The organism is Streptomyces sp. NBC_00207, assembly GCF_045160965.1.
Lineage (GTDB): Bacteria > Actinomycetota > Actinomycetes > Streptomycetales > Streptomycetaceae > Streptomyces.
Genome location: NZ_CP130715.1, coordinates 6,428,878 through 6,455,408, shown reverse-complemented (window position 1 = coordinate 6,455,408; position 26,531 = coordinate 6,428,878). Strand labels below are relative to the sequence as shown.

The window sequence follows — 26,531 nt, the reverse complement described above, 5'->3', positions numbered from 1 at the left end:
GAGCCCGATGAGCCAGGCGGCACAGAACCTGAACTGGTTGATCACCAACTTCGTGGACAACACCCCAGGGGTGTCCCACACCGTGGTGGTCTCCGCCGACGGCCTTCTTCTGGCGATGTCCGACGGGTTTCCGCGCGACCGCGCCGATCAGCTGGCGGCCGTGGCCTCCGGTCTGACCTCGCTGACCGCCGGGGCCTCCCGCATCTTCGAGGGTGGCGCCGTCAACCAGACCGTGGTCGAGATGGACCGGGGATTCCTCTTCCTCATGTCCGTCTCGGACGGATCGTCCCTCGCGGTGCTCGCGCACCCGGAGTGCGACATCGGCCTCGTGGGCTACGAGATGGCCCTTCTGGTGGATCGTGCGGGCAGTGTCCTCACCCCGGATCTGCGCGCCGAACTGCAGGGAAGTCTTCTCAACTAGCAAACAGGCAGTGCGTTTCGCGCCATCGCACCATAGGGTGCGGTGGCGCGGTTCCACAGGGAGTACTGCGTACTTGGAGTCGGAGGAGGAAACGTGACAACACCCGGAGGACATCCTTATGGCGGCGCGCAGCAGCCGCAGGGTGGGCACGACCAGAACCGCTTCAACTTCCCCTCCGCTCCCAGCCGGCCCGTGCCGGAGCAGAACCCCTACCAGCAGCAGCCGTACGGACAGCCCCAGCAGCCTCAGTACCAGCAGCCTCCGCGCGCCGCGCGGCAGCCGGCGCCGAAGGCCCACAACCCGCTGGTGCGCCCGTACGCGATGACCGGCGGCCGTACGCGGCCGCGCTACCAGCTCGCCATCGAGGCGCTGGTCAGTACCACGGCCGATCCCGCGCGCCTGCAAGGGCAGTTGCCCGAGCACCAGCGCATCTGCCGCCTGTGCCAGGAGATCAAATCCGTCGCGGAGATCTCGGCACTTCTCTCCATTCCTCTTGGTGTCGCCCGCATCCTCGTCGCCGACCTGGCGGAGGCGGGCCTTGTCGCCATTCACCAGCCCGGCGGCGACGAGTCTGCCGGTGGCCAGCCAGATGTGACACTGCTCGAAAGGGTGCTCAGTGGACTTCGCAAGCTCTAACGGCGGAGCGGCTCCTGCTCGCTCCACCACCTCCGCGAAGATCGTGGTGGCGGGCGGCTTCGGCGTGGGCAAGACCACGTTCGTCGGAGCCGTGTCCGAGATCAACCCGCTGCGCACCGAAGCCGTCATGACGTCCGCGAGCGCGGGGATCGACGACCTCACCCACACCGGTGACAAGACGACCACCACGGTCGCCATGGACTTCGGCCGCATCACCCTGGACCAGGACCTGATCCTGTACCTCTTCGGTACCCCGGGCCAGGACCGCTTCTGGTTCATGTGGGACGACCTGGTCCGCGGCGCCATCGGTGCCGTCGTCCTCGTCGACACGCGCCGCCTCGCCGACTGCTTCCCGGCCGTCGACTACTTCGAGAACAGCGGCCTGCCCTTCGTCGTGGCCCTCAACGGCTTCGACGGGAACCAGGCCTACACCCCGGAGGAAGTCCGCGAGGCCCTGCAGATCGGCCCGGACGCCCCCATCATCACCACCGACGCCCGCCACCGCGCGGACGCCAAGAGCGCGCTCATCACGCTCGTGGAGCACGCCCTCATGGCGCGCCTGCGGTAGCGGCAGCGGCCCGCAGCATCCGAAAGGCCCCTGTGTCGTACGACGCGGGGGCCTTCGGCGTGTCCGGGTCCGGCCGTACGGGACGGCCCCCGCGCCCGGAGCGGGTACGCGGAAGGCCCCGCACCCTGTTCGGGTGCGGGGCCTTGCGCCGGGCTCGGGGACTCAGCCCTGCCAGCTGTGCGGGGCGCGGAAGCCCGGGGTGCGCTCCAGACGGCGCCAGCCGGCCTGGCGGGGCGTGCGGACCGCGGTCTCCTCGGGAGTGGCGGCGGCGCGGGCGAGCAGGATCGCGGTGATCGCGGCCAGCTCCTCCGGCGCGGCGTTGCCCTTTTCGACGCGCAGCAGGGTGTCAGTGGCGGTGGTCATGTGGTGGCAGGTCTCCTTCGCGGTTACTGCGGCGGGTTGCCGTGCTTGCGGGACGGCAGATCGGCGTGCTTGTTGCGGAGCATCGCGAGGGCGCTGACGAGGACCTCGCGGGTCTCGGCGGGGTCGATGACGTCGTCGACGAGGCCGCGCTCGGCCGCGTAGTACGGGTGCATCAGCTCGGCCTTGTACTCCTTGACCATGCGGACCCGCATGGCTTCGGGGTCCTCGGCGTCCGCGATCTGCTTGCGGAAGATGACGTTGGCGGCGCCCTCGGCGCCCATCACGGCGATCTCGTTGGTGGGCCACGCGTAGGTGAGGTCGGCGCCGATGGACTGGGAGTCCATGACGATGTACGCGCCGCCGTAGGCCTTGCGCAGGATCAGCGAGATCCGCGGGACGGTGGCGTTGCAGTACGCGTACAGCAGCTTGGCGCCGTGGCGGATGATGCCGCCGTGCTCCTGGTCGACGCCCGGCAGGAAGCCGGGGACGTCCAGCAGGGTGACGATCGGGATGTTGAAGGCGTCGCACATCTGGACGAAGCGCGCGGCCTTCTCGGAGGCCTCGATGTCCAGGACTCCGGCGAGGTGCCCGGGCTGGTTGGCGACGATGCCGACGACCTGGCCGTTCATCCGGGCCAGGGCGCAGATGATGTTGCGGGCCCAGCGCTCGTGGATCTCCAGGACGTCGCCCTCGTCGACGATCTCCTCGATGACCTTGAGCATGTCGTAGGGGCGGTTGCCGTCGGCGGGGACCAGGTCCAGCAGGACCTCGCTGCGGCGGTCCGCGGGGTCGCTCGTCTCGTGGACGGGCGGGTTCTCGCGGTTGTTGGAGGGGAGCATCGAGATGAGGTAGCGGACCTCGGAGATGCAGGTCTCCTCGTCGTCGTACGCGAAGTGCGCGACGCCCGAGGTCTCGGCGTGGACGTCGGCGCCGCCGAGGCCGTTCTGGGTGATCTCCTCGCCGGTCACCGCGCGGACCACGTCCGGGCCGGTGATGAACATCTGCGAGGTCTCCCGGACCATGAAGACGAAGTCCGTCAGGGCCGGGGAGTAGGCGGCGCCGCCCGCGCAGGGGCCGAGCATGACCGAGATCTGCGGGATGACGCCCGAGGCCTTGGTGTTGCGCTGGAAGATGCCGCCGTAGCCCGCGAGGGCGGAGACGCCCTCCTGGATGCGGGCGCCGGCGCCGTCGTTCAGGGAGACCAGCGGGGCACCGGCCGCGATGGCCATGTCCATGATCTTGTGGATCTTCGTGGCGTGGGCCTCGCCCAGCGCGCCGCCGAAGATGCGGAAGTCGTGCGCGTAGACGAAGACCGTGCGGCCCTCGACCGTGCCCCAGCCGGTGATCACACCGTCCGTGTAGGGCTTCTTGGCCTCCAGGCCGAACCCGGTCGCCCGGTGGCGGCGGAGCTGCTCGACCTCCTTGAAGGAACCTTCGTCGAGGAGCAGCGCGATGCGCTCACGGGCGGTCAGCTTGCCCTTGGCGTGCTGGGTCTCGGTCGCGCGGTCACTGGGGCCGCGCCGCGCCTGCTCGCGCAGGGAGTGCAGCTCGGCCACGCGCCCACGGGCGTCCGTCGGCTCGCTCGGGGTCTGGTCCACAACGGTCATGTACCGACCTTACGAAGATCGCGATGAAAAACCTCCGTTCATTCCGCACAGTCTCGGGAGTCTTCCGCTGTGTGGCCCGCACAGTACGACCGGAGGATGCAGGGACTCCGCCAGACGGGGCCTTCGTCCGTTGTAGGACCTTCACAAAATGACTTGACACTCCGCCTAGATGTTGAAATTTAAACGGAATGGGTCTAGCGTCGTTCTCGTTGAAGTCGTTGAAGATTCAACAGACTCTTCCGACCGAGCAGAACCCCCGACACTACCGAGGAGCAGGCCATGGGTCTCTTCACCCGCCGCAGCCAGACCGCCGACCACCAGAACGGCGGCGCCGCCGTCACCACGCTGGTCGTGGACCCGGCGCTCGCCGCACTCACCGGCGACTACGTCATCGACGCCGCCCACAGCAGCATCGGCTTCACCGTCCGCCACGCCATGGTCACCAACGTCCGCGGCTCCTTCGCGGAGCACGAGGGCACCCTGCACCTGGACGGCGCCGACCCGGCCCGCTCCACGGCCGCCATCGACGTCAAGATCCCGTCGGTCAGCACCGGCATCGCCGACCGCGACGCCCACCTGCTGGGCAGCGACTTCTTCGACGCCGAGCTGTTCCCGCTGATGACCTTCCGCTCCACCGAGGCGCGCCAGCTGGGCGGCGACGCCTACCGCATCACCGGCGAGCTGACGATCAAGGACGTCACGCGGCCGCTCTCCATCGACCTGGAGTTCACGGGCTCCGCCACGGACGTCTACGGCAACGAGCGCGTCGGCTTCGAGGGCTCCGCCGAGATCCTGCGCTCCGACTGGGGCCTGACCTGGAACGCCGCCCTGGAGGCCGGCGGTGTCATGGTCAGCGACAAGGTGAAGCTGACCTTCGACATCTCGGCCATCAAGCAGGGCTGACAGCCGGATCCGGCGAACCCCGGGGGCGGCTAGAAGCCGCCCCCGCCGTCGAAGCCACCGCCCCCGTCGAAACCGCCACCGCCGCCGAAGTCCCCGCCGCCGAAGTCGGACGGGTTGAAGTCGGCCCCGGAGACGTCCCCGCCGTCGAAGCCGCCGCCGAGGTCCGAGGCGTAGGCGGGGCTGGACATCATCGAACCGAGCATCGTGCCCACGAGCAGACCGGGCAGGATGCCGCCGCCGAAGTAGCCGCCGGCCCAGGGACCGTACGCCGGGCCGGCGTCGTAGTACGGCCGCGGACCGTGCTCGGTGTCGACCGTGCGGACCGCCGGGTCCAGGCCGTCGCGCAGCCGCACGGCGTCCGCCGTGCAGACGGGCACGGTACGGGCCGCCCCGCCGGCCGGAGCCCAGGTGGCATCCCCGGTGCTCGGCCCGTGGCGCGGGTCGAAGAAGCAGGGCGACCGGCGCTCGGGCACCGGCTTCCCCTGGCGGCGCGCGTCCAGGCAGGCCAGGGCGTACCGGCCGTCCTCCAGGGCCTGGGTGACGCCCGTGACCTCTTCGGGGTACCGCACCGAGCCCATGATCTGCTTGGCCTTGTCGTACGAGTCGAGCCCCTGCTCGAAGTCCTTGCGCATGGCGTCGTCGGCGCCGGGCTCGCCGGGGTGGAAGTCGAGCCGGTCCAGCTCCTCGCCGAAGGCCGTGATGTCCTCGTCGACGACCACGCTGAGGCGCTCCAGGGCCGCGTGCCGGGCCTCTTCCTTCTTCTTCCGGTTGCGCCGGACCAGCGCGTACGCGCCACCGCCGCCGATGGCGGCCACCGCGCCGAGGGCGATCAGCCCGCCGACGGGGGCGCCGGTGTCAGCGCCCGTGGTGCCCCAGGAGGCCGGGGCACTGCCCTTGGCCTGGCTCAGGGCCTGGTCGACGAAGTTGTCGAGCTGGGTCGCCGCGTCGGGCGTCCCCACCTTCACCGCGTCGGACAGGTTGCGCACGGCGTTGGCCGGCATGACCGACTGGTCGGCGCGGGCGCTGAAGCCGTCGCCGAGCCGGATCGCGTAGAGCCCGGTGATACCGGTCTCGGCCCTGACGGCACCGAACACCTTGTCGGCGGGGAACTCGTCCGTCGCGGGCAGCACGGCGACGAACACCGGCTTCCCGGCATCCTTGATCTTCTTCGCGAGCGCGTCGGCCTCGGCGTGCGGCAGCTGCGCCTGCATCCGGGGGTCCACGTAGACGGGCCCGTCCTTGAGGGCCTCCCCCACGGCGGCGACCCCGGTCGCCGCCGACGCCTGCGGGGCGGCCGCGAGCGCGGTCCCCGACAGGGCCAGCAGCAGACCGGCCAGCATTGATCCAAAACGTACGGATATAAGCCTGGTCCTCATACGGATGACGCTACCGGAACCGGGACTTTCCCGTGTGAGCAGGACATAAGGGCCTGCGACTACTCGGCCGGTTCGACACCCGCGTGCAGGAGGCCGTACGTGAACGCGTCCTCCAGGGCCTGCCAGGAAGCGGCGATCACGTTCGGGGCGACGCCCACCGTGGACCACTCGCGGACGCCGTCCGTCGTGGCGATCAGCACGCGGGTCGTGGACTCCGTGCCGTGCGTGCCCTCCAGGATGCGGACCTTGTAGTCGACCAGCTCGAACTTGGCCAGCTGGGGGTAGAACCGCTCCAGCGCCACCCGCAGCGCCCGGTCCAGCGCGTTGACCGGGCCGTTGCCCTCGGCCGTCGCGACGATCCGCTCGCCCTTCGCCCACAGCTTGACCGTGGCCTCGTTGGCGTGGGTGCCGTCCGGCCGGTCCTCGACGATGGCCCGCCAGGACTCGATGCGGAAGTACTTGCGGGCCCGGCCCTCGGCCTCGGCGCGCAGCAGCAGCTCGAAGGAGGCGTCGGCGGCCTCGTACGTGTAGCCCTTGAGCTCCCGCTCCTTGACCCGCTCCACGACCCGGGAGATCAGTGCGCGGTCCCCGCCGAGCTCGACCCCGAGCTCCTTGCCCTTGAGCTCGATGGAGGCGCGGCCGGCCATGTCGGAGACCAGCATCCGCATGGTGTTGCCGACCCGCTCGGGGTCGATGTGCTGGTAGAGGTCCGGGTCGACCTTGATGGCCGAGGCGTGCAGGCCCGCCTTGTGCGCGAAGGCGGAGACGCCGACGTACGGCTGGTGCGTGGACGGGGTGAGGTTCACGACCTCGGCGATGGCGTGCGAGATGCGGGTCATCTCGGCGAGTGCGCCCTCGGGGAGCACCTTGCGCCCGTACTTGATCTCCAGGGCGGCGACGACGGGGAAGAGGTTGGCGTTGCCGACGCGCTCGCCGTAGCCGTTGGCCGTGCACTGGACGTGGGTGGCGCCCGCGTCCACGGCGGCCAGGGTGTTGGCGACGGCGCAGCCGGTGTCGTCCTGGGCGTGGATGCCGAGGCGGGCGCCGGTGTCTGCGAGGACGGTGGCGACGGTGGCCGTCACCTGGGCGGGCAGCATGCCGCCGTTGGTGTCGCAGAGGATGACGACGTCGGCGCCGGCCTCGTACGCGGTGCGCACGACGGACTTCGCGTACTCGGCGTTGGCCCGGTAGCCGTCGAAGAAGTGCTCGCAGTCGACGAAGACGCGGCGGCCCTGGCCGACCAGGTGGGAGACGGTGTCGCGGACCATCTCCAGGTTCTCGTCCAGGGTGGTGCGCAGGGCGAGTTCGACGTGGCGGTCGTGGGACTTGGCGACGAGCGTGATCACGGGGGCGCCGGACTCCAGCAGGGCCCGCACCTGCGGGTCCGCGGCGGCCGTGCCGCCCGCCCTCCGGGTCGCGCCGAAGGCGACCAGCTGGGCGTTCTTGAAGTCGATCTCGGCGCGTGCGCGGGCGAAGAACTCGGTGTCCCGGGGGTTGGCGCCGGGCCAGCCGCCCTCGATGAAGCCCACTCCGAAGTCGTCCAGGTGCCGGGCGATCGTCAGCTTGTCGGCGACCGTGAGGTTGATGCCCTCGCGCTGCGCGCCGTCGCGCAGGGTGGTGTCGAAGACGTGGAAGCTGTCGTCCAGGTCCCCTGAGCGCACAGTTGCCGCCTCTGGTGTCGTCGTCATGCTGATCTGACTCCTGTCGGATGAGTGGTTCCGGATGCCTGCCAAAGGGGCAGGCCGCCGTCACTGCCCCCATCATCGCGCGCGGTCCGTTCCCGGCTCGGATGGTCCGGGAAACGAAAAAACCTCTCGCGGGTAGCGAGAGGTCTGCGCGCGGGTCCGAGGCACGGTGGCCGCTTCCGCGAAGTTCTTCCGCGGTTCAGCGGCCACTGGGGACCGGCGCGCTGCTGGCGATAATCATGAGCTGAGCAGGCACGCTGGCAGTGTGCCACACCGCTCGCCGCGGATGGACAGGGATCTCAGCATGCGGGCAGCGGGCTCGCGCGGGCGTTCGGGGTGTGGGAACCGTGGGCGACTGCGGCGCCGTTGCGGGGGCTCCGCCCCGAGCCCCCGCGCCTCAAACGCCGGCGGGGCTGAGACTGCTACGGCCGGAGCGACAAGGTGTCCGTCAGGAACTCGCGGACGTGGTCGAGGATCTCCTGCCGGTCCACCGTCGGCAGACCCACCGCCAGCTGGATGCTGAAGCCGTCGAGCAGGGCCCTGATGCGGGTCGCCACGCGCTCGGCGTCCACCGGGCGGAACTCCCCGCGCGAGATGCCCTCGGCGAGCAGTGCCACCAGGTCGCGGTGCCAGGCGCCCTCGATGGCCGCCTGCCGCTCGCGCTCCTGGGGTCCGGCGTTCTGGGAGCGGTTCCAGACCTCCAGCCACAGCGTCCAGTGCGGGTCGCGGGCCTGCGTGGGCACGTACAGGTCGACGTACGCCCGCAGGCGCTCGGCGACCGGACCGCGGCGGGAGAGCAGGGCCCGCCGCTCGCTGCCCAGTGCCGCCTCGCTCCACTCCAGGGTCTGCAGCAGGAGCTCGTCCTTGCTGCGGAAGTAGTAGAGGAGGTGTCCGCTGCTCATGCCGACCTCGCGGCCCAGACCGGCCATGGTCAGGCCTTCCAGGCCGCGCTCCGCGATCGTGGCCATGGCGGCGACGAGTACGTCCTCGCGCGGGGGCGCGTTCTTGCGCGCCGCCCGTACCGGTACTCCACCCGCCACCATGGGCCCACTCCTTGTCCGTTTCCCGAAGGTCAGGCCTTCGGCTGCTGCTGGGTGATGCAGTGGATACCGCCACCCCCGGCGAAAATCGTACGTGCGTCAACGAGTGTCACGGTCCGCTCGGGGAACAGTCCGCGGAAGATCTCCGCCGCCTCCTCGTCGCGCGGGTCGTCGAAGGAGCACAGGACCACGCCGCCGTTGCACAGGTAGTGGTTGATGTAGGAGTAGTCCACCCACTCCCCGTCCTCCTCCAGCACGGTCGGCGCGGGGACCTCCACGACCTCCAGCTGCCGGCCCCGCGCGTCGGTGGAGGCGCGCAGGATGGCGGCGATGGTCTTGCAGCGCTCGTGGTCGGGGTGGGCCGGGTCGGGCTGCGTGTGCACCATGACGACGCCGGGGCGGGCGAAGGCGGCGACGATGTCGACGTGGCCCTGGGTGCCGTAGGTGCCGTAGTCGCCGGCCAGGCCGTACGGCAGCCAGATCGCCTTGGTGGTGCCGAGGTGGGCGTGGATCTCGGCCTCGACCTGCTGGCGGGTCCAGCCGGGGTTGCGGCCCTCGCCCAGCTGCACGGTGTCGGTGAGGAGCACGGTGCCCTCGCCGTCGACGTGGATGGCGCCGCCCTCGTTGACGAGCTCGGTGCTGTACGTCCGGGTGCCGGCCACGTCCGAGACGTGCCGGGCGATCTTCGAGTCGTGGTCCCAGCGGGCCCACTCCTGGGCGCCCCAGCCGTTGAAGGTCCAGTCGACGGCGGCGATCTCGCCGGCGTCGTTGGTGACGAAGGTCGGGCCGATGTCGCGCATCCAGGCGTCGTCGAGCTCCTGCTCGACCAGCTGTACGTCGTCGCCGACGATCGCGCGGGCGCTCTCGGCGTCGCCGGGCGAGACGACGAGGGTCACGGGCTCGTACGAACGGACCGCGCGGGCGACGGCGCCCCAGGCCTCGCGGGCCTCGGCGAGCTCCTGCTCGTTGGTGAAGGTGGGGTTGGGGCTGGGCCAGGCCATCCAGGTGCGCTCGTGGGGGGTCCACTCGGCGGGCATCCGGAAGCCGTCGTTCGCGGGCTTGGCGGGCTGTGCAGTCATGGCAGGGGTCCTAACGGGCTTACGGACTGTGCACTTACAGGAAGTACAGGCGGTTGAGGGAGACCGACTCGGCGGCTTCGGAGCGCAGGGGTTCCCCGTCGAGGGAGACGAGCCCGCTGCGCGCGTCCACATCGACCGCGCCCACCCGGGAGTTGAGGAGCAGGTCCTTGGGGCCGATGCCGCGGGTGCCGCAGACGGCGACCCGGCGCCGGCGGGTCGGCATCTCGTCGGAGCCGAGCGCGGCGGCCGCGGCGGAGACGAAGGCGACGGAGATGTCGGCCGCGGTGGCCCCGTACGCGCCGAACTGCGGGCCGAGTACCAGCGGTTCGCAGGTGTCGGTGGCGGCGTTGGGGTCGCCGGTGACGCCGTACGCGGGGAAGCCGGACTTGAGGACGAGCTGGGGCTTGGCGCCGAAGAACGGGGGGCGCCAGAGCACGATGTCGGCGAGCTTGCCGACCTCGATGGAACCGATCTCGTGGGCCAGGCCGTGGGCGATGGCCGGGTTGATCGTCAGCTTGGCCATGTAGCGCAGCACGCGGGCGTTGTCGTCGCCCTCCCCGTCACCGGCCAGCGGCCCGAGCTCGCCCTTCATCTTGGCGGCCATCGCGAAGGTCCGGCGGATGGTCTCCCCCGCCCGGCCCATGCCCTGCGCGTCGGAGGAGGTGATGCCGATCGCCCCGAGGTCGTGCAGCACGTCCTCGGCGCCCATCGTGCCGGCCCGGATCCGGTCACGGGCCATGGCCGCGTCACCCGGCAGGTCCGGCTTGAGGTCGTGGACGGAGACGATCATCCCGTAGTGCTCGGCCACCGCGTCCCGGCCGAAGGGCAGGGTGGGATTGGTGGAGGAACCGATGACATTCTCCACGCCCGCCATCTTCAGCACGTTGGGCACGTGCCCGCCACCACAGCCCTCGATATGGAAGGCATGGATGGTCCGCCCGTCCAGCACCCGCAGCGTGTCCTCGACGGAGAGGCATTCATTCAGGCCGTCGCTGTGCAGGGCGACCTGTACGTCGTGCTCCTCCGCCACCCGCAGCGCGGTGTCCAGCGCACGCGTGTGCGCACCCATGTCCTCGTGGACCTTGAAGCCGGAGGCGCCGCCCTCGGCGAGGGCCTCGACGAGGGGGGCGGCGTCCGAGGAGGAGCCGCGGGCGAGGAAGCCGATGTTCACGGGCCAGGCGTCGAAGGCGTTGAAGGCGTGCTTCAGTGCCCACGGGGAGTTGACGCCGACACCCCAGACCGGGCCGAACTCCTGGCCGATGACCGTGGTGACGCCCGCGGCGAGGGAGGCTTCCATGATGCGCGGGGAGAGCAGGTGGACATGGGTGTCGACGGCGCCGGCGGTGGCGATCAGGCCTTCGCCCGAGACGATCGACGTGCCGGTGCCGACGACGACGTCCACGCCGTCGAGGGTGTCGGGGTTGCCCGCCCGCCCGATCGCATGGATCCGGCCCTCGCGGATACCGATCGACACCTTGCGGATGCCCAGGACCGCATCGATGACCAGCACGTTGCTGATCACCACATCACAGGTCTCGCGGACCGCGGCCGCCTTCAGATGCAGACCGTCACGGGCGGTCTTCCCGAAACCGGCCAGGAACTCGTCACCCGGCTTCTGCGCATCCGACTCCACCCGGACGGTCAGCCCCGAATCGCCGAGCCGGACCCGGTCCCCGGCGCGGGGGCCGAAGACGGAGGCGTACTCGTGCGGGTCGATGTGCCGGCTGCCGGGCGCGCAGTGGTCGCTGTGGGGGGTCTGACGGCTCACGCCTGTGCTCCTTCGCTACCGGTTTCGGCTACTCCGAGGTAGCCGCAGGCCGCCGCGCGCCGCAGGGCCTCGTCCTTGGCTCCGGGGGCGTCCAGCGGGCCGTCGACCAGGCCGGCGAAGCCGATCGCGATGCGGTCGCCGCCGATGGGGACGAGGCCGACCTCGCCCTCGCCGTGCGGGTCGAACCGTACGGACGAGCCCGCCGGCACGCACAGCCGCATCCCGTAGGCCGCGGCGCGGTCGAAGTCGAGCCGCGGGTTGGCCTCGAAGAAGTGGAAGTGGGAGGTGACGCTCACCGGCACGGCGGCGGTGTTGCGCACGCGCAGGCGCACCACCGGTTCCGGCTGGGGGACGCCGGGGCCGGGGACGACCGCGCCCGGGGCGTCGTCGCCCAGCGGCTGCGCGCCCCGGATGGGTGACGCGACCACCGCGAGGCGGGATCCGTCGTCGAAGACGGCCTCCACGTGTACCTCGGTGACCACGTCGGAGACGCCCGGCAGGACGTCGCCGGGGCCCAGCACGCTGCGGGCCTCCTCGATGGCCTCCGCGAGCCGCTTGCCGTCGCGCGCGGCCTCGCAGACCGTGTCCGCGATCAGCGCGGTGGCCTCCGGGACGTTGAGTTTCAGGCCACGGGCCCGCCGGGCCCTGGCCAGTTCCGCTGCGCTGCGGAGCAGCAGCCGGTCGCGCTCCGTAGGGGTCAGCCGCACGCCGATCCACCACCTCTTGAGTCGATGGGTTAGAGCATCACTCTAACTCTTCATTTCGTTGTAGGGAATCATTGACCTGGGACATGGGCTTGAGTCACATTGAGTGTCGCTCAAACAAATGCGAACCACCCCCCGCCCTGCCAAGGGAGTCCCCCATGCCCATCGAACAGCGCGGAGTCGACACCATCCCGGAGGAGGAGCGGACGAGCGGTCCCCGTGACCTGATCTCGATCCTCCTCGGCTCCAACCTCTGCCTCGGTGTGATCGTCTTCGGCTGGCTGCCCCCGTCCTTCGGACTGGGCCTGTGGCCCTCGGTCACCGCCATCGTGACCGGCACGCTCGTCGGTATCGCCTTCACCGCGCCGCTGGCGCTCGTCTCCCTGCGCACCGCGACCAACCTCTCCACCTCCAGCGGCGCCCAGTTCGGTGTCCGCGGCCGGCTCGTCGGCTCGGTGGTGGGCCTGCTGCTCTCGCTCGGCTACACGGCACTCACCCTGTGGATCGGCGGCGACGTGATGGTGGGCGCCCTCTCCCGGCTCACCGGGCTGCCGGACACCGGCGTCTCGCGGGCGGCGATGTACGGCGTGCTCGCCGCCTGTACCGTCGTCGGGGCCGTCTTCGGCTACCGGCTGCTGCTGCGCATGAGCAAGGTGCTCTCCATCGGCATGGTGGTCCTGCTGGCCGTCGGCTTCTTCGCCTACGCCCCGGACTTCACCACCGCCGCCCCGCCGGAGACCCCGTACCTGCTCGGCTCCTTCTGGCCGACGTGGCTGCTGGCCGCCGTCGCCGCCGGACTCAGCGGGCCGGTCGCCTTCATCACCCTGCTCGGCGACTACACCCGCTACATCTCCCCGCGCCGGCACGGCTCCCGCAAGGTGTTCTGGGCGACCGCCTTCGGCCTGCTGATCGGCCTGCTGATACCGCAGCTGTTCGGTACGTACACCGCGCTGGCCGCCAGGGCCGGGCTGGACTACGCCGGCCCGCTCGTCGAGACCGCGCCGTTCTGGTACCTGGTCCCGCTGCTGGTCGCCGCCGCGGCGGGTTCGGTGGGCAATGCCGGGCTGATGCTCTACTCCATGGGCCTGGACCTCGACGCGATCGTCCCCAAGGCCACCCGCACCACCGCCACCCTGGTCGCCGCGGCCGTCGCCACCGCCTTCGTCTTCTTCGGCTCCTTCGAGTGGGACGTGCAGTCCGCGATGACCTCCTTCGTGCTGCTGCTGACCGCGATCGGCACCCCGTGGGCCGTCATCACCCTCATCGGGTACGTGCGCTGCCGCGGGGTCTACGACTCCGACGCGCTCCAGGTCTTCAACCGCCGCTCGGTGGGCGGGATCTACTGGTACCGCTCCGGCTGGAACGTCGCGGCCACCGCCTCCTGGGCGATCGGCGCGGGCGTCGGCCTGCTCGCCGTGACCACCCCCTTCTACGAGGGCCCGCTGCTCGCCCTCACCGGCGGCGTGGACTGCTCCTTCGTCCTCTCCGGCCTGGCGGGCGGGCTCGTGTACACCGCGCTCACCGCCCGCCGCTCCCCCGCCCCGGTCCCGGCGGTCTCCGCCGCCGAGGAGCCGGCGAACGCCTGAGCACCCCCGTACGCACACAGGCCCGCGCCCCGGACGTTCCGGGGCGCGGGCCTGCGTACGGCGCGTGGGGACTAGCCCAGCGGGTGCATCCAGCCGTGGGTGTCGGCACTGTGGCCGGTCTGGAGCTCCAGGAGCGCCTTGCGCAGCCGCATGGTGACCTCGCCGGGCTCGCCGTCGCCCTGGGTCCAGTTGGCGCGCTCGGACTTGACCGAGCCGACCGGGGTGATGACGGCGGCGGTGCCGCAGGCGAACACCTCGGTGAGGGTGCCGTTCGCGTTGTCGCGCTGCCAGTCCTCGGTGGTCAGGCGGCCCTCCTCGGCGGTGTAGCCGAGGTCGCGGGCGATGGTGAGGAGGGAGTCGCGGGTGATGCCGGGAAGGAGCGAGCCGGTGAGCTCCGGGGTGACGATGCGGTCGCCGTACACGAAGTACAGGTTCATCCCGCCCATCTCCTCGATCCAGCGGTGCTCGACGGCGTCGAGCCAGACCACCTGGTCACAGCCGTGCGAGGCCGCCTGGGCCTGCGCGACCAGCGAGGCCGCGTAGTTGCCGCCGGTCTTGGCCGCGCCGGTGCCGCCCTTGACCGCGCGGACGTAGTCCTCGGAGAGCCAGACGGAGACGGGCTTGACGCCACCGGGGAAGTAGGCACCGGCGGGCGAGGCGATGACGATGAAGAGGAACTCGTTGGCCGGGCGGACGCCGAGGCCGACCTCGGAGGCGAACATGAACGGACGCAGGTACAGGGAGGCCTCGCCGGAGTCCGGCACCCAGGCGCGGTCCTGCTTGATGAGCGCGTCGCAGGCCTCGATGAACAGCTCGGCCGGCAGTTCCGGCATCGCCATGCGGCGGGCGGAGGCCTGGAAGCGCGCGGCGTTGGCCTCGGGGCGGAAGGTGGCCACGGTGCCGTCGGGCTGGCGGTAGGCCTTGAGGCCCTCGAAGATCGTCTGCGCGTAGTGCAGGGTCATGTTCGCCGGGTCGATCGAGAGCGGCGCGTACGGGACCAGCTCTGCATCGTGCCAGCCGCGGCCCTCGGTCCACTTGATCGTCACCATGTGGTCGGTGAAGTGGCGGCCGAAGCCGGGGCTGGCCAGGATCGCCTCGCGCTCCGCATCGGACAGCGGGTTCGAGGAGGGCTTGAGCTCGATCGTGGGCGTCGTCATGAGTGCTTGTCCTTCACCGGTTGTGTATGGCGGACCGCGCTCACGGCGTACTAGGACGTCCGAGCTTCCCCGCATTCCGCGGCCTCGCGTTCGATTATCGCGCGCGAGGAGGCTACGGAGAAGCGGGGACTGCGGCCCAGGGGAGATGGTGGCACCCGGGGCCGCACAGGAAAAGCCGCCAGGTCCCATTGTGACCCGGCGGCTGCCTTCCTGAGGTGGAGCTGCCGGGTCAGCCGGCTACTCGAGCGGCGAGCGCGTCGCCGATCGCGTCGGTGGAGCGGAAGGTGCCGTCGCGCTCCGCCAGGTCGGCGGAGACCGCGTCCTCGATGCGGGCGGCCTGGGCCTCGTAGCCGAGGTGGCGCAGCAGGAGGGCGACGGAGAGGATCGTCGCGGTCGGGTCGGCCTTGCCGGTGCCGGCGATGTCCGGGGCCGAGCCGTGGACGGGCTCGAACATGGACGGGAAGGCGCCGGTCGGGTTGATGTTCCCGGAGGCGGCGAGGCCGATTCCGCCGGTCACGGCGGCGGCCAGGTCGGTGAGGATGTCACCGAAGAGGTTGTCGGTGACGATGACGTCGAAGCGGTCGGGCTGGGTGACGAAGAAGATCGTCGCGGCGTCGACGTGCAGGTAGTCGGTGGTGACCTCGGGGTACTCCTGGCCGACCCTGTCGAAGATGTTCTTCCACAGGTGACCGGCGTACACGAGGACGTTGTTCTTGTGGACCAGCGTCAGCTTCTTGCGGGGGCGGGAGTTGGCCCGCTCGTACGCGTCGCGGACCACGCGCTCCACGCCGTACGCGGTGTTGAGGCTGACCTCGGTGGCCACCTCGGCGGGGGTGCCGGTGCGCAGGCTGCCGCCGTTGCCGGTGTACGGGCCCTCGGTGCCCTCGCGGACCACGACGAAGTCGATGTCCGGGCGGCCGGCCAGCGGGGTGGCGGTGTTGGGGAACAGCTTCGACGGGCGCAGGTTGATGAAGTGGTCGAAGGCGAAGCGGAGCTTCAGCAGCAGGCCGCGCTCCAGCACGCCGGACGGGACCGACGGGTCGCCGATCGCGCCGAGGAGGATCGCGTCGTGGTGCTTGAGCGCTTCGAGTTCCTCGTCCGGGAGGGTCTCACCGGTGCGGTGCCAGCGCTGGGCGCCGAGATCGTATTGCTTGGTCTCCAGCTTCACATCCTGGGGCAGGACCGCGGTAAGGACCTTGAGTCCCTGAGCCACGACTTCCTGGCCGATGCCATCACCGGGGATCACTGCGAGATTGATGCTGGTCGACATGGCGAAACCGTACTCCCTGTCCCAGCCCTCAGACATATTGCGTCCATCATCTGGACGCAATATGTCCGCCGGAGGGGCTCAGTGGCCGGTCGACCCGCCGTTGTCACGGCGGTCGAGGGCGCGCTGGAGGGCGGCGGCGGCGTTCTTGCGGTCTGCGGCCGAGGCGGAGGTGTGGCGGACGCGACGGACGGCGGTGGTTGCGTTCATGGTGATCGACTCCTTGAGATCACGGCGTGGCCGGGCCACGGATGAGGGGTTCCTTCAAGGCGCCGGAAGAGGCGGGGAGCAGTGCGCCGCAGGGGTTGCCTGCCAGGGGCGCGCGCTCTCGACCGCCATTCGCCGGATCGGCGAGACGTTCGGCTCCTACAAAGCTAGGGCAGGTCTCGCTGTATGTCTCGGCAATTACTCGGACTTCCTACTATCTGAGACGGGGAACCTCCCGAAAGGCCTCCCGTCGGGGGTCCACTTCAACCCCTCCCGGAAGGGATTTCCACTGGTCAGAGCCCAGATAGTGCGGATGTGACCTCGTTCCGGTGGCGTGATGCACGCCACCTTCCCGGCCGGCTGGCCGGGGCCGGACGGGTGATCCGCGCGACCCGCACCCGTCGCACCCGCGCGAGGTATTGGTTCGCGATCACACCAATCCGCAGGACGGGCCGGAGGGCCGTCCCGTGCCCCGCCCGCACCATGGCCGGATCGGTACCGATACCACCGTTGTGCAGGGGTTCGACCACCTCACGGACACCTTGCGGGCCCTGCGCCGCGACGCCGGTCCGGACAAGAGACCCGTGCGGACCACCGGCTGATTTCAGCCACCCGGAAGTTCACCGAACTCTTACCGCACGGATGTAGACCTTTGGCGCGACCCCCGTCACTCTTGCCGTCAATGTGCCAGCGGGGCACTTGAGTTGGAGGCGAGGGGCCAGTGACACCGATCAGCCGCAGAGGGTTCGTGGGAATCGGCGCCGGGCTCATGGCGGGGGCCGCGCTGCCCGCGGCGCTGCCGACGACGGCGGCCGCGGCCGCCGCGACCGGCACCATCACCGATGTGAAGCACGTGGTGATCCTCATGCAGGAGAACCGCAGCTTCGACCACTACTTCGGCAGGCTGAAGGGTGTCCGCGGGTTCGGGGACCGCGCAGCCGGCAACATCCCGGGCGGCTGGGGCATGTTCAACCAGCCCAACTGGGGCGGCCGCCAGTACCCCTGGAAGCTCAGCTCCACCCCGCCGGCCGGCGGCGTCGACGGCGAGACCCTGGCCCAGTGCAACGGCGACCTCCCGCACAGCTGGAGCTCGCAGCACGCGGCCTGGAACAAGGGCCGGATGGACAACTGGGTCACCGGTGTCGGCAACACCCGCACCCTCGGATACCTGGACCGGGGAGACATCCCCTTCCACTACGGCCTCGCCGACAACTACACGATCTGCGACGCCTACTTCTGCTCCACCCTCAGCGCCACCGGCCCCAACCGCACCTTCCTGTGGAGCGGAAAGGTCGACGCCTCCAGCAAGGACGGCGGCGACGAGTCCGGGCTGACCTGGGAGACGTACGCGGAGGCCCTCCAGCGGGCCGGCATGAGCTGGAAGGTCTACCAGAACGCCCAGGACAATTACGGGGACAACGGACTCGCCTACTTCAAGAAGTTCACGGACGCGGCCCCGGGCAACCCGCTCTGGGACCGGGGCATGGGCTCGGTCCCCAAGGTCACCGGCTCCACCCCGGACGACATCGCGGCCGCGATCCGCGCCGACGTCGTCGCGGGCACCCTCCCCCAGGTGTCCTGGGTCGTGGCCAACGAGGCCTTCTCGGAGCACCCGTACGCGCCGCCCGGCGACGGCGCGCACTTCGTCGACCTGGTCTACCGCGCCCTGGCCGCGAACCCGGAGGTCTTCGACTCCACGGTCCTCTTCCTCAACTACGACGAGAACGACGGCTTCTTCGACCACGTGCCCCCGCCCATCGCCCCGCCCGGCACCCCCGGCGAGTACCTGGACGGCGTCCCGATCGGGCTCGGCTTCCGCGTCCCGATGATCGTGATGTCCCCGTGGACCCGCGGCGGCTGGGTGAGCTCGGAGGTCTTCGACCACACCTCCGTCCTGCGGTTCATGGAGCAGTGGACGGCCGCCCTCGGCACCCCGGCCACCTGTCCGAACATCAGCGCCTGGCGCCGGAAGGTGGTCGGCGACCTGACCGGCGTCTTCGACTTCGCGCACCCGGTCTACGGGGTCCCCGCCGGCCTCCCCTCCACCGCCAAGGTCATCGGCCAGTCGACCTGCGGCCCGCTGCCCAATCCGGCGCCGCAGGACAACGCCCTCCCGGCGCAGGAGCCCGGCACCCGCCCGGCGCGGGCCCTGCCGTACCAGGTGAACGGCAACCTGGACCGCTTCGAGTTCGGGGCGGCCGGAAAGATCCTGGCGTGGTTCTCGATGACCAACCAGGGTGCGGAGGCGAAGCGGCCGGCCCACTTCTCGATCCACCCGCACCAGCACCGGGACACGGCGGCCTGGCAGTACACGGTCGACCCGGGCGCCACCGGCAGCGACTACTTCAACATCGGCCTCGGCCACGGCTCGGGCAAGTACGACATCTCGATGTACGGGCCGAACCGCTTCCTGCGCCGCTTCATCGGCGACGCGTCGAAGGCGGGCAAGGACATCGAGGTGGCGGCCCGCTTCGCGGTCGAGCCGGGGACCGGCAAGACGGCGGTCTACTTCAAGATGACGAACTCCTCCGCCTCCCCCGTCACCTTCACGATCCGCTCGAACGCCTACCGCACGGACGGCCCCTGGACCTACACCGTCCCGGCGAAATCCTCGCGCGAGGACTACTTCAACGCCGTGGCCTACAGCAACGGCTGGTACGACTTCACGGTCCTGGCCGACTCCGACGGCACCTGGTCGCGCCGCTACACGGGCCACATCGAGTCGGGGGCACCGAGCATCTCGGGCTCGTAGCCCCGGTCGCGCGGGCCGGACACCCGCTAGAGCACGTCCCCGTCCCGCCAGTCGAAGTCGAGCCGCCCGCCGGGGTCCAGCCGGATCCCGCCGGGCGGCACCCACACGTAGGTGGAGCCCTCCTCGTCGGGGAGGCGCACAGGCCCGTCCGGCGACAGCGCCCCGACCGGGCCCGGCCACACCGCCCAGCCGCGGCCGAGGTAGAGCCCGGCCCCGTCCTCCGACGCCGACAGCGCGCCCAGGACGTAGGCCCGCGCGATGATCCCTTCGAGCTCGGCCATGACCTGCCCGCCGAGGCCCCGCCGCCGCGAGCCGGCCCGTACGGCCACGGCCTCGACGTACCCGGTCCGCAGGGCCCGCCCACCGTGCACGACCCGGCGCTGCACCACGCTGCCGTGCGCGACGAGCGTGCCGGCCGCGTCCCGGACCAGCACGTGCATCCCGCCGAGCGCGTGCTCGAAGTCCTCGTCCCCGAAGTCGCCCTCGAAGGCCTCGTCGAGCAGGGCCCGCACCTCGCGGAGCTCGTCGCCGGTCAGCCCGGCGGTGTGTGCGATGCGCACGCCCGTCACTTCTCCAGCCAGTCGGTGTACCAGGTGCGGAAGTCCGGGCTCTCGGGCATGCAGGTCCCGAAGTCCTGGTCCAGGCACCAGACCTGACCGGCCAGCGGCCCGTTGAGGATCAGCCTCGCATACCTGCCGCACCCCTGCTCGGCCAGCACGAGCGTGCCCAGGGTCAGCCCCTCGCGCTCGTCGAACCTCCGGTTCCCGTCGAACGGACGGGGTTCCCGGATCGGGCAGGGCGCGGCCAGCCGGCCCGGGCGCCGGTCGTCCTCCCACTCCCCGTCCACCGCCCAGGCGTCGTCGGCCTCCGGGCGCGGGGTGACCAGCGGCATCAGCCCGTACTCGGGGCCCGCGGGGCCGTCGCCGACCGTCGTGACGAACGTCCGGTACTCCTCGGGCAGCCGGATGCCGTGCTCCGCCTCGAAGGCCCGGACCTCCGCCTCGGGGAGCGGCGCGCGCAGCTCGTACCGGAGGACCTTCGCGCGCAGCCGCGCCCGTACGGCGTCGGCGTCCCAGTCGCTCATCCCGCGACCGTAGCAAGGACCGCATTGCGGACGCCGGACGCCGTCCACCGGCCGGGAATCGGCCGACGCGGCCCTGGCGGTCTGGACCATTGGCTCGGCACACTCGGCCCATGTCGCCTCAGACCCAGCAGTGGACCCCCACCCATGGCCAGCCGTACCGCCCCGCCCCCTACCGGCCCGAGCGGATGCCGCAGCACGAATCCCTGGCGCGCGCCGCCGAGTTGCGGGCCCGCATGGGCGAGCGGCGGACCGTACGCCACTTCTCCCCCGACCCGGTGCCCGACCAGGTCGTCCGGGACGCGATCGCGTGCGCGGCGACCGCGCCGTCCGGGGCGCACCAGCAGCCGTGGACCTTCGTCGTGGTCAAGGACCCGGCCGTACGGGAGCAGATCCGCGCCGCCGCCGAGCAGGAGGAGCTGATCTCCTACGACGGCCGCCTGGGCGACGAATGGCTCGCCGCCCTGCGCCCGCTCGGCACCGACGCCGTCAAGACCCACCTCACCGACGCCCCGGCACTGATCGTGGTCTTCCAGCAGCGCTACTGGCTCGGCCCGGACGGCACGAAGCGCAAGCACTACTACGTCGACGAGTCGGTCGGCATCGCGGTCGGCATGCTCCTGTCCGCCCTCCACCTGTCGGGCCTCGCCGCACTGACCCACACCCCGAGCCCGATGCGCTTCCTGAGCCACGTCCTGAACCGCCCGGAGAACGAGAAGGCCTTCGCGGTCATCCCGGTCGGCTACCCCGCGGCCGACTGCGAGGTCCCCGACCTGGTCCGCAAGTCCCTCGACCAGGTCATCGTGGAGGTGTGACGACCTCCCCGGCGGGCGGCTCCGGGGGCGGCCCGGACTGCCCGCCGAGGGCCTCGGCGAGCCGCATCCCGATCCGCACCCGGTCCTCGGGCGTGCCGGCCTCCATGGCGGCCCGCACCTGCCGCAGGATCAGCCAGTCCCGCACCACTTTCGCCACCCCGAACACGGCGGCCGTCACCATGACTGCGGTCAGCATCACGGCGTCCTCCGCGCCGGGGCGCCCGGGGCGTAACAGGGCCTGCGCCGCAGGGTGACGAAGGCTCCGCCCATCGCGATCTCCCCTGGGAACCACGGCTGGTCCCGCAGCCGCTCGGCGATCCGTCCCGGCCGCTGCGCAAGACCACTCCGGCGCAGCCGCCGCTCGAGTTCGTCCCGTTCCACGGCGCAGCACCACTCGACGACCACGTCCCCGCCACCATGGGTGTACACGTTCGCCGATCCGTGGGCGGCCCCGGCCGCACCCAGCAGCCGCGGGCGCCTGAGGAGCCTGCTGTTCAGCCAGTCCTGCGCCGTGACCGATCCGGGGTCGCCCTCTGCGTCACCGCGCCCCCTCAGCTCCGCCGCCTCGGCGGGGTGCAGGCGGTGGCGGTCGCGCCGCCACAGTTGCGTCAGTCCGTCACCGTGCTCCGGCAGCACCGGGCGCCAGTCCGGGTCGGGGTGCAGCAGATGGACCGCGGCCCGGCCCCGCAGGCGGGTCAGCGTCCAGTTCGGGCCCGTCGGGACGATACGCAGCCCGGGCACCCCGCGGAGTCCGCCGTAGTGCTCGTCGATGCGCGGCAGCACCGTGGACAGGACACGGTCCGCCATGGCCGGGTGCAGTCCGAGGGCCAGCCCGGTCCGGGCCGGCCGGGCGGAGGTGAAGCCGAAGAGCGCCCCGTCGCGGCGCTCGCTTTCACGGAGCCCGTCGGCGAGCTCGGCCACCAGGAGCGACTCCAGAAGGCGCTGCGCCTCGTCCTCGGCGTCCGGGACCGGTTGGCGGTGGTCGATCAGCCCCGCTTCGGCCCAGCCGAGGCAGGTGCGGTGCGGCACTCCGGTGGCTGCGCGGCAGATGGCCGCGGCACGGTGGTGGTTGTCTGTACGCCTGGACATACGTCTCCCCGGGCGCCGGTCCCGGTACGGGCGCGTAGAGGTTGCGTATCTCCCAGCGGTCTGTCCCACCCCGTACGGGAACTCGTCAGAGCCCTTGGCTCCCCCAGGTCACCGGGCCCGGGTAGCGGAGCTGGTCGCCGTACGCGACAACTGCGGCCAGGCTAGCACCAGTTGTCCGTCGGGGAAATGGAAACCGCCCCCGCTCCGGACTTGGGGGTACCGGAGCGGGGGCGGGGTTCAGCGGGGCGGAGGTCAGCCCATGTGGGGGTAGCCGTACTCGGTCGGCGCGACCAGGGTCTCCTTGATGGAGCGGGTGGAGGTCCAGCGCTGCAGGTTGGTCGCCGCGCCCGCCTTGTCGTTCGTGCCCGAGGCACGGCCGCCGCCGAAGGGCTGCTGGCCGACCACGGCGCCGGTGGACTTGTCGTTGATGTAGAAGTTGCCCGCCGCGAAGCGGAGCTTCTCCATCGCGTCCGCCGCCGCGTAACGGTCCGCCGCGATGATCGAGCCGGTCAGGGCGTACGCCGAGACGGACTCCATCTGGGCCAGCATCGCGTCGAAGTCGGCGTCCTCGTAGACGTGAACGGCGAGGATCGGGCCGAAGTACTCGGTCGTGAAGACCTCGTTCTCCGGGTCGGTGCACGCGATGACGGTCGGGCGGACGAAGTAGCCCTCCGAGTCGTCATAGGTGCCGCCGGCGATGATCTCGCAGGTCGGGTCGGCGATGGCGCGGTCGATCGCGGCCTTGTTCTTCGCGAACGAGCGCTCGTCGATGACGGCGCCGATGAAGTTGGTCAGGTCGCGGACGTCACCCATGGCGATGCCGTCGACCTCGGCCGCGAAGGCCTCCTTGAAGCCGTCGTTCCAGATCGAGGCCGGGACGTAGGCGCGCGAGGACGCCGAGCACTTCTGGCCCTGGAACTCGAAGGAGCCGCGGGTCAGCGCGGTCTTCAGGACGGCGCGGTCCGCGGACGGGTGCGCGACGACGAAGTCCTTGCCGCCGGTCTCGCCGACCAGGCGCGGGTAGGACTTGTACTTCTCGATGTTGTTGCCGACCGTCTTCCACAGGTACTGGAAGGTCTTGGTCGAGCCGGTGAAGTGGATGCCGGCCAGCTCGGGGTGGTTCAGGGCCACCTCGGAGACGGCGATGCCGTCGCCCGTCACCAGGTTGATGACGCCCTTGGGCAGGCCGGCCTCTTCCAGGAGCTCCATGAGGAGGACCGCGGAGTGGGTCTGCGTCGGGGACGGCTTCCACAGGACCACGTTGCCCATGAGGGCGGGGGCGGTCGGCAGGTTGCCGGCGATGGCCGTGAAGTTGAAGGGCGTGATCGCATAGACGAAGCCCTCGAGCGGGCGGTGGTCGCTGCGGTTCCACACGCCGGCGGAGTTCGCGACCGGCTGCTCGGCCAGGATCTGGCGGGCGAAGTGGACGTTGAAGCGCCAGAAGTCGACGAGCTCGCACGGGGTGTCGATCTCGGCCTGCTGGGCGGTCTTCGACTGGCCCAGCATGGTCGAGGCGGCGAGCTTCTCGCGCCACGGGCCGGACAGCAGCTCGGCGGCGCGCAGGATGATCGCGGCACGGTCGTCGAAGGACATCGAGCGCCAGGCCGGGGCGGCGGCGAGGGCGGCGTCGATGGCCTCCTGCGCGTCGGCCTGGGTGGCGTGGGCGAAGGTGCCGAGCACCGACTTGTGGTCGTGCGGCTGGACCACGTCGAAACGCTCGCCGCCGCCCATCCGCTTGACGCCGTTGATCGTCATCGGGAGGTCGATCGGGTTCTCGGACAGCTGCTTGAGCTGTGCTTCGAGCCGCGCGCGCTCCGGGGTGCCGGGGGCGTACGAGTGGACCGGCTCGTTGACCGGCGCGGGGACCTGGGTCACAGCATCCATGGGGCTGGTAACTCCTTGACCTAGTTCTTGGCTAGTTCTTGGTGATCATCGAGCGGAGGAAGAACAGCAGGTTGGCCGGCTTCTCCGCGAGGCGGCGCATGAAGTAGCCGTACCAGTCCGTCCCGTACGCGGTGTAGACCCGCATCCGGTGGCCCTCGGCGGCGAGCCTCAGGTGCTCTTCGCTGCGGATGCCGTACAGCATCTGGAACTCGTACTCGTCCAGCTTGCGCCCGGCCTGCCGGGCCAGTTCCTGGCCGATGGCGATCAGCCGCGGGTCGTGGGACCCGATCATCGGGTAGCCCTCGCCCTCCATCAGGATCTTCATGATCCGGACGTAGGCCTTGTCGATCTCCGCCTTGTCCTGGTACGCGACCTCGGCGGGCTCCTTGTAGGCGCCCTTGACGATCCGGACGCGGCTGCCGGCGGCGGCCAGGCGCCGGGCGTCGGCCTCGGTGCGGAAGAGGTACGCCTGGATCACGCAGCCGGTCTGCGGGAAGTCCCGGCGCAGCTCCTCATGGATGGCGAACATCGAGTCGAGGGTGGTGTGGTCCTCGGCGTCGAGCGTCACGGTGGTGCCGATGGCGGCCGCGGCCTCGACGACCGGGCGGACGTTGGCGAGCGCCAGTTCGTGGCCGCCCTCCAGGGCCTGGCCGAACATCGACAGCTTCACGGACATCTCGGCCTTCTCGCCGAGGCCGAGCTCCGCGAGGCGCTCGATGAGCTGGAGGTAGGCGTCCCGGGCCGCGTAGGACTGCTCCACCTCGGTGATGTCCTCGCCGACGACGTCGAGGGTGACCTCGAGGCCGTCGCGGGTGAGGTCCTCGACGATCGGGATGACCTGGTCGACCGTCTCGCCGGGGATGAACCGATTCACCACGGGCTTGGTCACCGGGGCGGCAGAGACGATACGACGCATCTTGTCGCTGCGCGAAGCGGCGAGGATCACGGGACCCAGCACGGGGCACCTCCAGCGGGTGGCAGAAGAAAAGCTCAAGTAAAACCACCGTGAAACCTAAGGATCGCTTTGATCCTCTGCCATCGACAGCTGTCACGCATCCGTGTCCCGGATCTCATACATCTGTCTGAAGGGTCGGTCCCGAGGTGGGAGAATGTCGGGGTGAAGGGCGATTACCAGGACCTGGTGGACGAGATCTCGGCGCTGCTCGGCGCCCCCGCGACCCTGGAGAACCGGGACTTCCGCCTCATCGCCTTCGGCGCGCACGACAGCGACGACGATCTCGCCATGGACCCGGTGCGGACCCGCTCGATCCTGACGCGGCAGTCGACGGCGGCCGTCCGGTCCTGGTTCGAGGGCTTCGGCATCGCCCGCGCCACCGGCCCCGTCCGGATCCCGGCGGCGCCCGACGCGGGGGTCTTCCGGGGGCGGATCTGCCTGCCGGTGCGGTTCCGGGGCATCGTGCAGGGCTACGTGTGGCTCCTCGACCAAGAGCCCGGCAAGCCCGGCCCCGAGCCGGCGGCCCTGGCCGCGGCCATGGAGGTGGCCGAGCGGATCGGAGTGCTGCTCGCCGAGGAGGCGAAGGCGGGGGCCGACCTGTCACGGGAGTTCCAGGCGGTCCTCACGGCCGGGCGGGGCTGGCAGCAGGACATGGCGGTGGCCGCACTGCGGGCCGCCCTCGGCCCGGGCGGGGACGGGCTGCACGCGGCGGTCTGCGTGGCGCCGTGGTCCGGGGAGGCTCCCGCGTCGGTGCCGGGCGCGGCCGCCGTGTGCCTCGTACCGCGGCGGGGCGCGGGCGGGGACGACGCGGGCGCGGCCGGCGACCTGGCCCTGGCGGTCCTGCTCCGGCTGCGCTCGACGGACGCGCTGGCCCCGGCGCTGACGGCGGTGGCCCGGCTGCTGCCGCGTGCGGCGGAGCCGGCGGCGACGGCAGGAGCGGCGGGCCCCGGTGGAGCCGCCGGCCCTGCAGGAACGGCCAAGGCGGCCAAGGCTGCCGGGGCTGCCGGGGCGACGGCGGCGGCGGCCAAGGCCAGGGCCAAGCCCCCGGCCGGGCCGGCCCGCCGGATGACCGCGGGCGTCGCCGACCCCGTCCGGGGCCTCGCGGAGCTGCCCGGAGCCTGGGAGCAGGCCGTCGCCGCGGCCCGGGCGGCCGTCGCGCAGCCCCGGCTCGGCCCGGTCGCCCAGTGGTCGGCGATCGGCCCGTACCGGCTGCTGGCGACCCTCGCCGCCGACCCGGTGGACGATCCGGCGGCGCGCGCCCTGCTGACCCCGGCGCACCGCGAACTCGCCCGCACCGCCGAGGTGTTCCTGGACTGCGCCGGCCAGGCGGGCCGCGCGGCGGCCGCCTTGGGCATCCACCGCCAGACCCTCTACTACCGCCTCGCCCGCGTGGAGCAGCTGACCGGGCTCGACCTGGACGAGGGCGAGGACCGCCTGCTGCTCCACATGGCCCTGAAAGCCGCCCGCCTGACGTAGGGACGGCTCCCCCGGCGTACGGGAGTCGAGGGAGGTCGAACGGACGCGGACCCGGTCCTGTCCCTCGGCGCCGGCCACGTCGCCGACTGCTCCCGGAGGACTTCACCCGCGT

The 26,531-nt window shown here is 71.2% G+C and carries 25 protein-coding genes; 8 read left to right on the top strand and 17 right to left on the bottom strand.

What is annotated here, in order from left to right; genetic code table 11:
• The first annotated feature begins 7 nt into the window (after positions 1 to 7).
• The 3 genes from OG472_RS30615 (at position 8) to OG472_RS30605 (ending at position 1,625) form a co-directional block, all read left to right on the top strand.
• A complete protein-coding gene (locus OG472_RS30615) occupies positions 8 to 421 on the top strand; it encodes a roadblock/LC7 domain-containing protein (protein ID WP_030037347.1) in 414 nt (137 codons plus the stop codon).
• Between the two features lie 93 nt (positions 422 to 514).
• Entirely contained in the window at positions 515 to 1,057 is a 543-nt protein-coding gene (locus OG472_RS30610; RefSeq protein ID WP_383563521.1) for a DUF742 domain-containing protein, read from the top strand.
• The gene (locus OG472_RS30605) at positions 1,038 to 1,625 is read left to right on the top strand and encodes an ATP/GTP-binding protein (RefSeq protein WP_215149809.1); all 588 of its coding nucleotides are present in this window, start codon (positions 1,038 to 1,040) and stop codon (positions 1,623 to 1,625) included. The genes OG472_RS30610 and OG472_RS30605 overlap by 20 nt, the downstream gene beginning before the upstream one ends.
• Positions 1,626 to 1,787: 162 nt before the next feature.
• Here the strand turns inward: OG472_RS30605 and OG472_RS30600 are convergent, their stop codons facing one another.
• The gene (locus OG472_RS30600) at positions 1,788 to 1,988 is read right to left on the bottom strand and encodes an acyl-CoA carboxylase subunit epsilon (RefSeq protein ID WP_351287646.1); all 201 of its coding nucleotides are present in this window, start codon (positions 1,986 to 1,988) and stop codon (positions 1,788 to 1,790) included.
• Positions 1,989 to 2,011: 23 nt separating this feature from the next.
• The gene (locus tag OG472_RS30595) at positions 2,012 to 3,595 is read right to left on the bottom strand and encodes an acyl-CoA carboxylase subunit beta (RefSeq protein WP_362813625.1); all 1,584 of its coding nucleotides are present in this window, start codon (positions 3,593 to 3,595) and stop codon (positions 2,012 to 2,014) included.
• A 279-nt stretch (positions 3,596 to 3,874) separates the two neighbouring features.
• Here OG472_RS30595 and OG472_RS30590 point away from each other — a divergent pair, with 279 nt between their 5' ends.
• The gene (locus OG472_RS30590; protein ID WP_401613350.1) at positions 3,875 to 4,498 is read left to right on the top strand and encodes a YceI family protein; all 624 of its coding nucleotides are present in this window, start codon (positions 3,875 to 3,877) and stop codon (positions 4,496 to 4,498) included.
• Positions 4,499 to 4,527: 29 nt separating this feature from the next.
• Here the strand turns inward: OG472_RS30590 and OG472_RS30585 are convergent, their stop codons facing one another.
• The 6 genes from OG472_RS30585 to ureA form a co-directional block, all read right to left on the bottom strand.
• Entirely contained in the window at positions 4,528 to 5,874 is a 1,347-nt protein-coding gene (locus OG472_RS30585) for a hypothetical protein (RefSeq protein ID WP_405942275.1), read from the bottom strand.
• A gap of 59 nt (positions 5,875 to 5,933) precedes the next feature.
• Positions 5,934 to 7,562 carry a citramalate synthase gene (cimA, locus tag OG472_RS30580; RefSeq protein WP_401613354.1) on the bottom strand — a complete coding sequence of 543 codons (1,629 nt, stop codon included), beginning with the start codon at positions 7,560 to 7,562 and terminating at the stop codon, positions 5,934 to 5,936.
• Positions 7,563 to 7,981: 419 nt separating this feature from the next.
• A complete protein-coding gene (locus OG472_RS30575) occupies positions 7,982 to 8,602 on the bottom strand; it encodes a TetR/AcrR family transcriptional regulator (protein WP_401613356.1) in 621 nt (206 codons plus the stop codon).
• A gap of 29 nt (positions 8,603 to 8,631) precedes the next feature.
• On the bottom strand, positions 8,632 to 9,678 hold the full coding sequence (locus OG472_RS30570) for an agmatine/peptidylarginine deiminase (protein ID WP_401613358.1): 1,047 nt from the start codon (positions 9,676 to 9,678) through the stop codon (positions 8,632 to 8,634).
• Positions 9,679 to 9,712: 34 nt separating this feature from the next.
• Positions 9,713 to 11,446: an urease subunit alpha gene (locus OG472_RS30565; RefSeq protein WP_405942274.1), complete on the bottom strand. Its 1,734-nt coding sequence runs from the start codon at positions 11,444 to 11,446 to the stop codon at positions 9,713 to 9,715.
• Entirely contained in the window at positions 11,443 to 12,153 is a 711-nt protein-coding gene (gene ureA / locus OG472_RS30560) for an urease subunit gamma (RefSeq protein ID WP_405942273.1), read from the bottom strand. The genes OG472_RS30565 and ureA overlap by 4 nt, the downstream gene beginning before the upstream one ends.
• Positions 12,154 to 12,308: 155 nt before the next feature.
• On the opposite strand from ureA, the gene OG472_RS30555 reads away from it, so the two are divergent.
• Positions 12,309 to 13,736 carry a cytosine permease gene (locus tag OG472_RS30555; protein WP_405942272.1) on the top strand — a complete coding sequence of 476 codons (1,428 nt, stop codon included), beginning with the start codon at positions 12,309 to 12,311 and terminating at the stop codon, positions 13,734 to 13,736.
• A 71-nt stretch (positions 13,737 to 13,807) separates the two neighbouring features.
• Here OG472_RS30555 and OG472_RS30550 read toward each other — a convergent pair whose 3' ends face one another.
• The 3 genes from OG472_RS30550 to OG472_RS30540 form a co-directional block, all read right to left on the bottom strand.
• The gene (locus OG472_RS30550; RefSeq protein ID WP_327416611.1) at positions 13,808 to 14,893 is read right to left on the bottom strand and encodes a branched-chain amino acid aminotransferase; all 1,086 of its coding nucleotides are present in this window, start codon (positions 14,891 to 14,893) and stop codon (positions 13,808 to 13,810) included.
• Positions 14,894 to 15,122: 229 nt separating this feature from the next.
• On the bottom strand, positions 15,123 to 16,163 hold the full coding sequence (locus OG472_RS30545) for a 3-isopropylmalate dehydrogenase (protein WP_401612167.1): 1,041 nt from the start codon (positions 16,161 to 16,163) through the stop codon (positions 15,123 to 15,125).
• A 78-nt stretch (positions 16,164 to 16,241) separates the two neighbouring features.
• Positions 16,242 to 16,370, bottom strand: a complete 129-nt coding sequence (locus tag OG472_RS30540) for a hypothetical protein (protein WP_327416609.1) — start codon at positions 16,368 to 16,370, stop codon at positions 16,242 to 16,244.
• A 718-nt stretch (positions 16,371 to 17,088) separates the two neighbouring features.
• Between OG472_RS30540 and OG472_RS30535 the strand changes: the two genes are divergently transcribed.
• On the top strand, positions 17,089 to 19,119 hold the full coding sequence (locus OG472_RS30535) for a phosphocholine-specific phospholipase C (protein WP_405942271.1): 2,031 nt from the start codon (positions 17,089 to 17,091) through the stop codon (positions 19,117 to 19,119).
• Positions 19,120 to 19,145: 26 nt separating this feature from the next.
• Here the strand turns inward: OG472_RS30535 and OG472_RS30530 are convergent, their stop codons facing one another.
• Complete coding sequence (locus OG472_RS30530; RefSeq protein ID WP_405942270.1) at positions 19,146 to 19,688, bottom strand: GNAT family N-acetyltransferase; 543 nt, start codon at positions 19,686 to 19,688, stop codon at positions 19,146 to 19,148.
• On the bottom strand, positions 19,685 to 20,203 hold the full coding sequence (locus tag OG472_RS30525; protein WP_405832109.1) for an SMI1/KNR4 family protein: 519 nt from the start codon (positions 20,201 to 20,203) through the stop codon (positions 19,685 to 19,687). Before OG472_RS30525 ends, OG472_RS30530 begins: the two co-directional genes overlap by 4 nt.
• 110 nt (positions 20,204 to 20,313) lie before the next feature.
• Between OG472_RS30525 and OG472_RS30520 the strand changes: the two genes are divergently transcribed.
• Positions 20,314 to 21,015 carry a nitroreductase family protein gene (locus tag OG472_RS30520; RefSeq protein ID WP_405942269.1) on the top strand — a complete coding sequence of 234 codons (702 nt, stop codon included), beginning with the start codon at positions 20,314 to 20,316 and terminating at the stop codon, positions 21,013 to 21,015.
• Here OG472_RS30520 and OG472_RS30515 read toward each other — a convergent pair.
• The 4 genes from OG472_RS30515 to OG472_RS30500 all read right to left on the bottom strand — a co-directional run bounded on the left by OG472_RS30515 (position 20,999) and on the right by OG472_RS30500 (position 24,946).
• The gene (locus tag OG472_RS30515; RefSeq protein ID WP_405832107.1) at positions 20,999 to 21,211 is read right to left on the bottom strand and encodes a hypothetical protein; all 213 of its coding nucleotides are present in this window, start codon (positions 21,209 to 21,211) and stop codon (positions 20,999 to 21,001) included. The genes OG472_RS30520 and OG472_RS30515 overlap by 17 nt on opposite strands.
• Positions 21,211 to 22,104, bottom strand: a complete 894-nt coding sequence (locus OG472_RS30510; RefSeq protein WP_401612152.1) for a hypothetical protein — start codon at positions 22,102 to 22,104, stop codon at positions 21,211 to 21,213. The genes OG472_RS30515 and OG472_RS30510 overlap by 1 nt, the downstream gene beginning before the upstream one ends.
• Before the next feature lie 252 nt (positions 22,105 to 22,356).
• Complete coding sequence (gene pruA / locus OG472_RS30505; protein WP_401612150.1) at positions 22,357 to 23,988, bottom strand: L-glutamate gamma-semialdehyde dehydrogenase; 1,632 nt, start codon at positions 23,986 to 23,988, stop codon at positions 22,357 to 22,359.
• Positions 23,989 to 24,019: 31 nt separating this feature from the next.
• A complete protein-coding gene (locus OG472_RS30500; RefSeq protein WP_401612148.1) occupies positions 24,020 to 24,946 on the bottom strand; it encodes a proline dehydrogenase family protein in 927 nt (308 codons plus the stop codon).
• 159 nt (positions 24,947 to 25,105) lie between these two features.
• Between OG472_RS30500 and OG472_RS30495 the strand changes: the two genes are divergently transcribed.
• Positions 25,106 to 26,419, top strand: coding sequence for a PucR family transcriptional regulator (locus OG472_RS30495; RefSeq protein WP_405942268.1), 1,314 nt, complete (start codon positions 25,106 to 25,108; stop codon positions 26,417 to 26,419).
• Positions 26,420 to 26,531 lie beyond the last annotated feature (112 nt).